General features: G+C 32.2%; 9 protein-coding genes. All 9 read right to left on the bottom strand.

Annotation, left to right across the window (positions count from 1 at the left end):
- Nucleotides 1-145: 145 nt before the first annotated feature.
- The gene (gene pyk / locus KSU54_RS14060) at nt 146-1582 is read right to left on the bottom strand and encodes a pyruvate kinase (RefSeq protein ID WP_003534505.1); all 1437 of its coding nucleotides are present in this window, start codon (nt 1580-1582) and stop codon (nt 146-148) included.
- Between the two features lie 35 nt (nt 1583-1617).
- Complete coding sequence (pfkA, locus tag KSU54_RS14065) at nt 1618-2577, bottom strand: 6-phosphofructokinase (RefSeq protein WP_008792771.1); 960 nt, start codon at nt 2575-2577, stop codon at nt 1618-1620.
- A 107-nt stretch (nt 2578-2684) separates the two neighbouring features.
- Nucleotides 2685-3593 (bottom strand): ATP-binding protein, encoded by a 909-nt coding sequence (locus KSU54_RS14070; RefSeq protein ID WP_003534509.1) that lies wholly within the window; start codon nt 3591-3593, stop codon nt 2685-2687.
- Between the two features lie 9 nt (nt 3594-3602).
- On the bottom strand, nt 3603-4847 hold the full coding sequence (locus KSU54_RS14075) for a DnaD domain protein (protein ID WP_003534511.1): 1245 nt from the start codon (nt 4845-4847) through the stop codon (nt 3603-3605).
- A 1-nt stretch (nt 4848) separates the two neighbouring features.
- Nucleotides 4849-5418 carry a dephospho-CoA kinase gene (coaE, locus tag KSU54_RS14080; RefSeq protein ID WP_008792773.1) on the bottom strand — a complete coding sequence of 190 codons (570 nt, stop codon included), beginning with the start codon at nt 5416-5418 and terminating at the stop codon, nt 4849-4851.
- Entirely contained in the window at nt 5419-6366 is a 948-nt protein-coding gene (locus tag KSU54_RS14085; protein ID WP_009299836.1) for a Gfo/Idh/MocA family protein, read from the bottom strand.
- 1 nt (nt 6367) lies between these two features.
- On the bottom strand, nt 6368-7180 hold the full coding sequence (mutM, locus tag KSU54_RS14090) for a DNA-formamidopyrimidine glycosylase (protein ID WP_003534517.1): 813 nt from the start codon (nt 7178-7180) through the stop codon (nt 6368-6370).
- 9 nt (nt 7181-7189) lie between these two features.
- The gene (gene polA, locus KSU54_RS14095) at nt 7190-9802 is read right to left on the bottom strand and encodes a DNA polymerase I (protein WP_003534518.1); all 2613 of its coding nucleotides are present in this window, start codon (nt 9800-9802) and stop codon (nt 7190-7192) included.
- Nucleotides 9803-9813: 11 nt separating this feature from the next.
- Nucleotides 9814-12867, bottom strand: coding sequence for a DNA polymerase III subunit alpha (gene dnaE, locus KSU54_RS14100; protein ID WP_117792681.1), 3054 nt, complete (start codon nt 12865-12867; stop codon nt 9814-9816).
- Nucleotides 12868-12892: the final 25 nt, after the last annotated feature.

Here is a 12892-nt window from a genome sequence, read left to right on the forward strand (position 1 = left end):
AGAAAAGAGATAGCTTTCGCTATCTCTTAAGCCCCTCCACTATTGACACGGAGCCCTTTTCACAAAATCAATCCCTTTTAAAATCAAATATTTAAATTATAAATACCTATTTCACAATATACTTAAAATCTATATGTATTTAAAATTATTTTACAGTAACTAATTCTAAATAGCTAGTAGTTCCACCAACACCTGGTGTTCCAGCAGTAATTAAAATTTGTTCCCCTGGTTCAACACCATTTTCTTTAGCAAGAACTTGAGCATATTCTAATTGAGCTGCACGATCATGCATAGGTTGACATACAACACCTTTTACACCCCAGTTTAAGGCTAATGAACGAGTAACTGGTTCATAAGGTGTAGCTGCAATTACCATAGATTCTGGACGATAACGAGATACACGTTTAGCAGTTGATCCACTTTCAGTATAAACAACAATAGCAGATACCTTAAATTTAGAAGCAATCTCAGCTACTGACATACAAATTGCTTCTGAAGGGTCTTCTGGAGCAGTTCTGATTGCTTTTCTTAATAATGAAGCATAATCTAAAGTTTCTTCTGTCTTTAATGCAATTTTTGTCATTGTCATAACTGCTTCTTCAGGATATTTACCTTGAGCAGACTCACCAGATAACATGATTGCATCAGTACCATCATAAATAGCATTAGCAACGTCACTTACTTCAGCACGAGTTGGTCTTGGATTTTCTTGCATACTATCTAACATTTGAGTAGCAGTAATAACAACTTTACCAGCAGCACGACATTTTTTAATTAATTGTTTTTGAATTAAAGGTACATCTTCAGCAGGTACTTCAACTCCTAAATCTCCACGAGCAACCATGATACCATCAGCTACTTTTAAGATTTCGTCCATGTTTTCAACACCTTCGCTGTTTTCGATTTTAGCGATAATTTGAATTTCAGGATGACCATTTTCAATTAATAATTTTTTAACATCTAAAACATCTTGCGCCCGTCTTACGAAAGATGCAGCAATAAAGTTTACTCCTTGTTCGCATCCAAAAGTAATATCAGCTGTATCTTTAGGAGATAAATAATCAAATCCTAATTTAATTCCTGGAACATTGATTCCACGTTTGTTTTTAACTACACCATCGTTAGCACATACACAAACAATATCTTCTCCTTCAACATGATCAACTAATAATTCAACTTGACCATCATTTACTAAAATGAAACCACCAGGTTTAACATCTTTATATAATTCTTTATAAGTGATTGTAAAACGATCACTTGTACCTTCAATATCTTCAGTAGTAATAACAGTAGTTTGTCCTTTTTTGAATTCTGTTTTTCCACCTACGAAATCACCAGTTCTAATTTCTGGTCCTTTTGTATCTAATAAGATAGCAATGTTTTTATTTAACTCTTTGCTTAACTTACGTACAGTAACAATTCTTCCACCATGTTCTTCGAAATCACCATGAGAGAAGTTTAATCTCATAACGTTCATACCAGCAAGAATTAACTTTCTTAACATTTTTTCGTTTTCACTTGCAGGCCCAATTGTACAAACGACACGAGTTTTCTTTTTTCTTTCTTTTAGTTCAAATACCATATCCTAATTTTCCTCACCTTACATTTTTATTTATATTAACGAAGCTTCATTGCATCTTCGTAAATACCAAAATCAGTTTTACGTTTATGTGATAATGTTTCTTCAATATCTAATCCTTTGATTTCTCCATTGACTTGGCTTACACATAAACCACCTTTACCAGCTTCTAATAATTCCACTGCATATACACCCATGCGAGAAGCTAAAACACGATCGCGAGCTGAAGGACGTCCCCCTCTTTGCATATGCCCTAAAACGTTCGCACGAGTTTCAAAACCTGTTGCAGCTTCTACTTTTTTAGCTAATTCGTGAACATCAGTAATATGTTCAGTAATAACTACGATTGCATGTTTTTTATCAGATTCTTTTGATGCCTTTAATCTTTCAATTACTTTTGATTCATCAAAACCAATCTCACTAGTAATAATCATTTCAGCCCCGTCAGCAATTCCAGCATTAATAGCTAAATCACCACAACGACGTCCCATTACTTCTAAGATAGTACAACGTTGATGAGAACTTGAAGTATCTCTTAAACGATCTAATGCGTCAACAATTGTATTTAAAGCTGTATCAAAACCAACAGTAAAATCAGTATCTGGAATATCATTATCAATTGTTCCTGGGATACCAATACAGTTAACACCCATTTCAGTAAGTTTTAAAGCTCCATTATAACTTCCGTCTCCACCAATAACGACCAAAGCTTCCATCCCTACTTTTTTCATTTGTTCAATTGCAACTTTTCTAATTTCAGGATCTTTAAATTCCGGGAAACGTGCTGATTTCAAAATCGTTCCCCCTAAGTTAATAATATTACGAGTACTATGACGATCAAATTTAATGAAATCTCCTTCATATAACCCTTTGTATCCTAGGCGTACTCCGTATACTTCAATACCTTTATTTAAACATGTTCTTGCCACTGCACGAACAGCTGCATTCATTCCAGGAGCATCTCCACCAGATGTTAATACACCAATACATTTAACCATTGTTTTTCCTCCTAATAACCACATTTTTATTTCCAAGACATTTTAACACAAAAAGATTGATGTTTCCATCAAATCTTTAATATTTTACACTAAAACTCAAACTTTTTTTAGCGTAAATCCTTACCTTTTAATTCTACTGGAATACTAACCGCTTTCATTCTTGAAATTAGTCGTTCGACTCTTTCTTTGTCTCCAGCTTTTAAAGTATAAAGCTTTTTTAGTTTTTCCAAAGAGTATTCACTAGTAAAAAAAGTAGCTCTTTGATTTTGTAGCCGATAAGCAATTATTGCTGATAATATCTCATCACGTGACCATGACGTAACTGACTCACCACCAACATCATCAATAACCAAATAATCTAAATTTTTCATCAGCTCAATTGAACTATTGACTCCCTCATTACCAAAAGAACTTTTTAAATCCATTAGAAAAGTTGGAAAATGTATATAACCACATTTATATCCCTTGGTTACAAGACACCGAATCAAGAAGCCCATTACTGTACTTTTACCATTTCCGCCTTCACCATATAAATAAAAGCCTTTATTAGTAGGATTTTTAATATAATCCATCATCATTTTAATAACTACTCGTCCATTGCCATTAGGATCATCAATGATTGTCAAGTCACTCGGCTTCGTTAATAATATTTTATTGTTAACATTTTTTAATAAAATATCATTCAAAATCTTTTGATCATCAAAATGTGCCTGACCATAACGGCAAGGCTGTAATGAAAGCTTTACTTCGCCATCCTGATAATTAAATAGACGAACCATTCCTTTAGAAATCTTAGGGCAAGATTTTAATGATTTACAGCCAATACAAACATCCAAATCTTCTTTATAATCAAGAAATTCAATCCAATTTTCTTCAATATCACGACGACTTAAATTAAACTCCTGCAATACCTTAATAATATTATGGTCATTCATTAAAGTATTAATACTATTTTCTTTATTTTTATTAAAACTATCATCATTATTAAACAAATTAATATCTTGAATACTCTTCATCTTGCCCTCCTATTCGAACTGACTTAAAAATTCATCTAACTCATCCATGTCTACATTATCATTATCAACCATATTGATTTCAGTTTCTTCATTATCATCGTTATTATTACGACGATATTTTAAGTATACATTAGCTTCATCCATCGCATCTTTAACTGTCTTGATTTTTTTTCGTTTCCACTGTGAAGCTCGTGCTTGCATAAACGCTCTTGATAAAGCATTATCACATTGGGATAGTGTTAACTCAATTAACACATTCATCACACCAGGTTCTAGATACAATGAAGTCATTATCGATTCAACGATTTGTAAATCGTGCTTTAAAGGCTCTCGCCCCCCCTGTTTATCCTTTAACAGTTGATAAGGGTTAATACTTTCTAAATAACTAATATGCTTACTTAAAGCATCATCACCTGTAACACTTTTATGAACAATTGCCTGCTTATGATAAATTTCTTTAAATGTTTCTGGCATATTCAAATCATAATAATCACGGCATTTGCTAATCAAAGCACTGTGAATTAATTTATCATTTTGAAGACAATCTTTAACTAATCCTTGCATATCAATTGCATTAATACGATACAAAGTTCCTAACTGTTTGATTACGGCTTCATCATCGGGAGTAATACATGATCTTTTTATTTGATAATCAGCAAGCCCTTGATAGAACAATGTTAAATCATAATCACTTTCAATACTCCCATAATTAGTATTAAAGTAATCTTTTTCAACCAGGACATCATCACACCCATTTAGTAAATTAATATCGAATACATCAGTGAACTTAGCAGTTACATTATTAAATCCCTCAATACTAAACGCTGATGATTTAAAACATAATTTTGTTCGATATAGCTCCTCTTGCCCTAGACGTTGTAATAGGAGTGGTCCTAGAATAGCATGATTAAAAAATTTAGTTGGTGTTAGGGGTGTTTTTAAAGCATATAAGTATACTCTTTTATTATCACTATCTTTAATATATTTAGAAACTAATCCTATCGCTTCAAGTTTTAAACTCGCTTCATTAAGCTCGGTTAAACTTAAACCGGTTATTTTAGTTAAACGGCTATGAAGGCTAAGGGCTTTAGTCAATGATAACTGATCTAATTCAGCATAAAGACTTAAATATAATCCACAAGCATTATTACCAATCAAAGGTTGATATAGTAGTTGAATACTACGCATATGAATACTATCAAGAGGATAACTTGCATTAACCGTATATAAATCAGACATCATTAACTCGCTCATCTTATCTTCCTTTCAATAATGTTTCAATTTGTTGATATAATTCATCAAGACCCTGATTATTATCTAAAACAATATCCGCTCTCATTTTCTTTTCTTCAATACTCATTTGGTTACCAATGATCAACCTTGCATAATCTTCATCAATATTATCACGCTTCATCAATCTTTTTATTTCTTCGTCCTCTTTTAAATATACAACAATTACTGCATCACATAAATATTCCAAATTACTTTCAAATAATAGCGGTATATCTAAAAAAATTAAATCAAGATGCTGATTAAGCACAATTATTTCTTGCATTTTCTTGATTACATAAGGATGAATTATTGCTTCCAAATCCTTTTTTGCTTGTTTATCATTAAAAATAATCCGACCTAAAGCTTTACGATCAATTGGTCCAGCTGGTAAATCAAAGCGATTTTTTGTTTGTTTAATACACACCTCATCAATAGTTAGTGCATCGTAAGCTAATTTATCACTATCAACCACTAGATAGCCTCGCTGTTTTAGATAATTCGTCACCGTACTTTTACCAGTTGCAATACTGCCAGTTATTCCTAAAACCTTCACTTACATCATCTCCCGTACTGCCTCTAGTATCTTAGCACAATTGATGCTATGGTCAAGACTCATTATTGTACTTTCAACCTGACCATTTTCTATTAGATCATTAAAATGTACGATTTCACTATAAAAATCATCATGATCATATTCAATGTGATATTTGAATATTTCACCACTATTTAAAATAACTTCTAAATCAAGCGGCCGATGAATTGGTCGAATTATCATTTTACCAAGCGTTCCTGTCAATACTGCCTGGTTTTCTTTATTTCGATCCATCGCACATTCAACAATACCAGTTTGTTTCCCAAAATTTAAAATAGCTTTTACATATGTATCAACACCACAATCATGATATTTACAAGTAACATCGACAGTATCCAAAGGTACTTTAAAATAATCATCTAGATAAGCAATATTATAAATACCCAAATCTAATAAACAACCACCCTGCTTTATATCAAACAGATAAGAATTCTGATTATAATCAACTTTACCGCAAAAACTAGTTTCAAGACATTCAAGTTCACCAATAATTCCTTCACTAACCAAACTTTTTGCTTCTTGATAACCAGGTACAAAACGAGTTTTCATCGCTTCCATAAATAAAATATGATGCTTTTTAACTAAATCTTTTATTTCTTCCATTTCTGCAGTATTCATTGTAGCTGGCTTCTCAACTAAAATTTTCTTATTAGCAAGAATAGCTTTTTTGACCCATTCAAAATGATATAAATGCGGTAAGGCAATATAAACCGCTTCAATTTCAGGATCATCCAAAACAGCTTGAAAACTATCATAAGCTTTATTACATGGATGTTTTTCTTGAAAAGCTTTTGCCTTCTCTAGCGTTCGACAACTAACGGCTTCTAAATTAGCACGTGAATCTTGAGCCAGAGCTTCACAGAAACGATGAGCGATCCGACCAGCTCCAACTATTCCCCAATTAATCATTTTACCTTCTCCTTTTTTGACAATGCTTACAGTAATAAGTCCCACGACCTTTTATTGCTACTTTGGTAATCTCACCACCACAAATTGGACAAACTTTTTGTAAGTGGGCTTTTAATTTAACTTGAAATAAACCATCGATCCCATTCGCTGAAAATGAATGAATCGTCGTTCCTCCTTGAGCAATCGCTTCATTTAAAATTGCTGATGACACCTCAATAAGTTCCTGAACACTCTTTTTCGTTAATTTACATGCCGGTGTATTTGGATTTAAACCCATTGCAAAACATATTTCATTTGCGTAAATATTCCCAATCCCCGCAATAATACTTTGATCCAAAATAGCATGTTTAATTGGTAAATTACTTTTATGTAATTTTGGATAAATATCTTCCAACTTGGCATTAAAAGGCTCTGGACCCAATTTGCAAAGGGGGATTTCATTCATATAATTATCCAGACTAACTAATTTCATACGACCAAATTTACGAGTATCGTTATAGCGTAACTGCTTATTATCGTCAAGATTGAAAATGATATGATCATGTTTATTTAACGGCTCATCATGTTCAACATAATGATACTTTCCTTCCATACGAAGATGTGAGACAAATGCAATATCATCTAATTTAAAGATTAAAAATTTTCCAGCCCGATCAATATCATTAATAGTCTGATTTGTACAGGCTTCAATAAATTCCTCAACATCATCTTCAATAATATTAGGATATAATACATCGATTGAAATAATTTTTTTATTCAAAACAAAATTTTTTAACGTTCTACGAACAGTTTCAACTTCTGGTAGTTCTGGCATAATTATCTCCTATTTAAGTTCATACCAATTAACGGCATAACTTCCTTCTGCTTTTAATTCAACATCCATCTTAATTGCAGTCGTCATTCCTTTAGCAACAATTTCCATAACTTCTTGTAATTCTTCTTGATAAACATCAAAGATCAATTCATCGTGTACTTGTAAGATCATCTTAGATTTTAATTGGTGTTTCTTCAATAGCTCATCAACTTTGATCATTGCAACCTTAATAATATCAGCTGCCGATCCTTGTATTGGTGAATTCATTGCTAATCGTTTTCCAAACTCTTGACGCATATAATTTTTTTCATTAATTTCACGAATAAAACGTTTCCGATTCAGCATCGTTGTAACATAACCATTTTTCTTACAAAAATCAATATTACTATCCATATATAATTTTATCTCAGGATAGTTTTCAAAATAACGCTTGATAAATTCACGCGCTTCCCCTACGCTTACTCCAACTTGTTCTGCCAAACCAAAATCAGACATTCCATAAATAATTCCAAAGTTTACAGCCTTAGCATTACGTCGCATCGTACTATCAACTTGTTCTTCAGGTACTCTAAATATTTCACTAGCAGTATGGCGATGAATATCTTTATCTTCGTTAAAAGCTTTGATCAATGATTTAACACCCGCTAAATGAGCCAAGACTCTAAGTTCAATTTGTGAATAATCAAAAGATACTAAATAATCATATTCCGGAACAAAAGCTTTACGAATGAGTTTTCCTTCTGGTGTTTTAACAGGTATATTTTGCAGGTTAGGATCGGTTGATGATAACCTTCCTGTTTGCGTCAACGCCTGATTATAGATTGTATGAATCTTCCCATCTATAAAAACTTGATCTTGTAATCCTATAATATATGTAGAATATAATTTAGAAAGCGTTCGATACTTTAAGACTTTATCAATAATCGGATGTATATCTTTTAGTTTATTCAAAATATCTACTGATGTAGAATATCCTGTTTTCGTTTTCTTACCATTAGGCAAACCTAAATCCTCGAATAAAACTTCTCCCAACTGTTTAGGTGATGCGATATTAAACTCTCTATTAGCAAGCGTATGAATCTCTTTTTCTAAAATATTAATTTCACGACCGAATTGTTCCTCTAGTTGTTTTAAAACAACAGAATCAACTTTTGCCCCTTGAAACTCCATACGTGCTAAAATTTTTGCAACTGGCATTTCAACATCTTTATATAATTCAAATTGATTTTCATTATTCAATTTTTCAATTGCCTGATCCTTTAAAATATAAATAGCTTTTGCCTGTTTAATTAAATGCTCTGCTACTCTTGATGTTTCAGGAACCTTCTTCTTTGCACCCTTTCCATATACTTCTTCATCATAAAAAACATCGTAATACTCATAATACTCACAAACACTGCGAATCTCATCTTTTAAACTTGGATTCAATATATAAGAAGCTAATTGAAGATCAAAAACATAATTTTCTATTTCAAGGCCATGCCATTTTGCTGCATTAATACTCTTTTTAATATCATAACCATATTTTTCAATTTTCTTATCACTAATAAAATTTTTAAAATTAGTACAATTTAAGGCATCCTCAGTTCCAATGAAATAAGCTTCACTATCGTTATAAACTGCAAATCCAACGATCATTGACCGATGATAATTTGTATCATACACACCTACAACCAATGAACTATCACGCTTAATAATTGGTAATTGAGTTACGATTTTAACATCGACTGCTTTTTCAGCCTGAACCTCCTCATTATTCAAAGACATTCTTTTTAATAATGAATTCATGCTGTAACGTCGGTAGAATTCAGCTAACTCATTATAATCATGTCCTTGATAACGATATTCTTCTAAATCAATTTCCATCGGCACATCTTTAATAATTGTTGCAATTCGCTTTGATAACAATCCCTGATCAATATTATCACGAATTTTTTCACCCATCTTTCCTTTTAAATCATCAAGATGTTCGCTTAAATTCTCAACTGTATGATATTCCTTTAGTAATTTTAAAGCTGTTTTTTCTCCAACTCCGGGAATCCCTGGGATATTATCAGATTTATCACCCATCAATCCTTTTAAATCGCGCATTTGATCAGGAATCAAACCATATATTTCTTTAAATTTAGCAGGGGTGATTTTTTCTAATTCTCCTACCCCCTTCTTAGTAAGATAAACACTAATATTATCATCAACTAATTGGAGCATGTCTTTATCACTTGTAACAATACTTACTTTAAAACGTTGTTTGCTTGCTTTAACAGCAACAGTTCCAATAATATCATCGCCTTCATACCCTTCGATTTCCTGATAACGAATTCCATGAGCTGTTAAATATTCACGAATCATTGAAAACTGACAAGCTAATTCATCAGGAGTGGCGCTACGAGTTCCTTTATAAACTTCAAATAAATCATTTCTAAAAGTTTTTTTACCGTAATCAAAGGCAACAACTAAATACTCAGGATTACCCTTTAAAATACTTTCTAACATATTGGCAAATCCATACACTGCATTAGTAGGAACACCATCTTTATTTACCATTAAATTTCCCATTGCTGCCGTTGCATAATAAGCACGGTACAACAACGAGTTTCCATCAATCATTACTAATTCTTTCATTTCTACCTTCCTTAACGTACATTTTTTGCTTGATTTATTATTAGTGATAGTTTATCACGATAATTAACTCTACCTTCAATTAAACAAATCTCACCACGTACTAATATTTTCTTTAAAACTTGAAAACTTGAAGCAAAGACAACAGCATCTACTTCACCAGTTTCATCGTAACCATCAACAAAGCACATCTCTTGTCCTTTTTTATCAACAATCACTTTTACTCTCGATAATGCCATAATAACTCTAACCGGCTGATCAATATAATTGGATAATTCATTTAAATTAACTATTTGCTCCTTTAAGTTATTCTTGATCAAAGCAATCGGATGCATTGTCAAATATACTCCAAGGACCATCTTTTCTTCTTCCAATACTTTGATCCGATTATCACGAACGATCGTTAGGATCGGTGGTTCATCGATTCCAATTGAATTTTTCAATTCTGCATATTCCATAATCTTATGTAAATTTTGTTTAATTGTCGTGCGATTTAATTTAAACTCATCAAAAGCTCCTGCCATAATTAAACTATCAAGCATTTTACTATTTAATTTGCTTGATTCCATTCTAGAAACAAAATCAAATATATCTTTAAAAGTACCATTTTGACGCTCTGCTTCAATTGCTTTATATCCTGCATAACCAACATTTTTAATCGCTAATAAAGAATAACGAATATTGCCATCTTCAACTTTAAAGCGGTCAGTTGAATAATTGATTGATGGTGCCAATAGTTTAACACCATATTTTTTTCCCTCTTGGATACAACTAAGTTTACTTGCATCACTACTTTGTTCATTTGATAATAAAGCACTAAAAAATTCTAATGGAAAGTTCGCCTTTAAATATGCTAACCAATAGGCAATATATCCATAGACAACCGAATGTGATTTATTAAAACCATAGTTAGCAAACCTTTCAATCAATTCAAACACTTTAACTGCTTCGAGCTCACTAAACCCATTAGCAATTCCCCCTTGAATAAATTCACTCTTCATCGCTTTCATTAAACTCGCTGTCTTTTTTGACATTGCTTTTCTCAAAATATCCGCTTTAGCTAATGAAAATCCAGCAACTAATTGTGCCGCCTGCATAATTTGTTCTTGGTATAAAAGAATTCCATATGTAGATTTTAAAATTGGCTTTAAACATTCTAATGGATAAGTTATTGGTTCTTTGCCTTTTTTTCGAGCGATATATGAAGGAATATTAGCCATCGGTCCTGGTCTAAATAATGCGATTGCAGCAATAACATCATCAAGACAATCACATTGCATCTTAACTAATAAATTTTTCATTCCTGAGGACTCTAATTGAAAGATTCCAAAAGTATCACCACGACTGATCATTTCATAAGTTTTTTTATCCTGAAGATCAATGTCGTTAATATTAATTTCAACTTGATGATTCTTAGCAATATCTTTAATAATATAATCAATGATCGTTAAATTCTTTAAACCTAAAAAGTCCATTTTGAGCAAGCCGACTTCTTCGATATAATCTTTTGAATATTGAGTTACAACTCCATTGTTAGGACCTCTGACAAGCGGGACAACTTGGTCCAATACGTCATTTGATAAAACCACTCCCGCTGCATGCGTTGAAATATTACGTGGCAATTTTTCAACAATAAAAACAGCAGGCATGATCTTTCTTAATGCAGGATCTTTATTCACCATTGATTGAAAACTATATGATGTTTCAAAAACTTCTCGAGCACTCTTACGATTCTTATAATTAGTAGGAATATTTTTAGTTAACAATTCTAATCGTGGCAAGGGTACCCCTAGTACTTTTCCAAGATCTTTAATTGCTACTTTAGGACCATAAGTAGAAAAAGTAACGATTTGCGCTACATGCTCATGACCATATTTTTCAGTAACGTAATTTACAACTTCATCACGACGGTCATCTTGAAAATCAATATCAATATCAGGCATACTAATTCTTTCTTCATTTAAAAAACGTTCAAATAGTAAGTCATATCGCAATGGATCTACTCCAGTAATTCCCAATACATAAGCCACTAGGCTGCCAGCCGCTGAACCACGTCCTGGGCCAACTAAGATCTTATGCATTTTAGCATATCGAACATAATCAAAAACAATTAAAAAATAGTCATTAAATCCCATCTTATTGATTACTGTTAATTCTTTTTTTAAGCGTTCAATATATTCATTAGGAATGTTTTTTCCTTTAAATCGTTTTTTCAAACCAACTAAACATAATTGCCTTAAGTAATCACCAGCATCGCCATCTTTAGGAACTGGGTATTTAGGTAAATGCATTTGATCTGTTGGAATGGTTACATTACACAGTCGTATTATATCGTTAGTATTTTCAATATATTTTTTATCAAAAAGACTCTCCATTTCAAAACTAGATTTTAAATATAATTGATCAGTTTGAACTTGGTGTTCTAAATCTAACATCATTCCTTTAGCGGAAGCTTGTAAAAGATCTAAAGTAAAAGCCTCATCTTTATTTAAATAACGGACCTCATTGGTTACACAAATGGGAATATTTTGGAGAGTTGCTAAAGCGACTAAACGTTCATTTAATTTTTGTTGCATTGCAATACCATGGTTTTGTAATCCTACATAAAAATTATTAAAAGTGTTTTTAAACAGTTCTAAATACTTTAACGCCTCCGAATCCAGTTCCTTTAGGATAAGTCGTTCAATAATTCCTTCTTTACATGCTGAAATTACAAATAGATGTTCACGATATAATGACAGTGCCTCTAAACTAACCGCACCTCTTTCACTCAAACAAATTTCACTAGTTATTTTAACCAAATCAAAATAACCCGTCACGTCCCTTGCCAATAGTAATAACGGATATATCTCATGATTGATTTCAACACTTGCTTCTAACCCAAAGACAGCTTTAATACCGTATTTTTTAGCATATTTAGCTAGTTCCATTGCCCCATACATGTTATCTTTATCAGTTAAAGCTAGCGCCTCATAGTGGAGATCACTAGCTTTTTTTACCAAGTCCTCAATTAAGATAGTACTATTTTGAAAACTATATGAACTATAAACTTGTAAATGTCCTAGCATCTATCCCCACATCCTTTCTATTGTG

Origin of the sequence: Erysipelatoclostridium sp. MSK.23.31, from assembly GCF_019125875.1 — a bacterium.
GTDB classification, from domain to species: Bacteria; Bacillota_I; Bacilli_A; order Erysipelotrichales; family Coprobacillaceae; genus Thomasclavelia; species Thomasclavelia ramosa.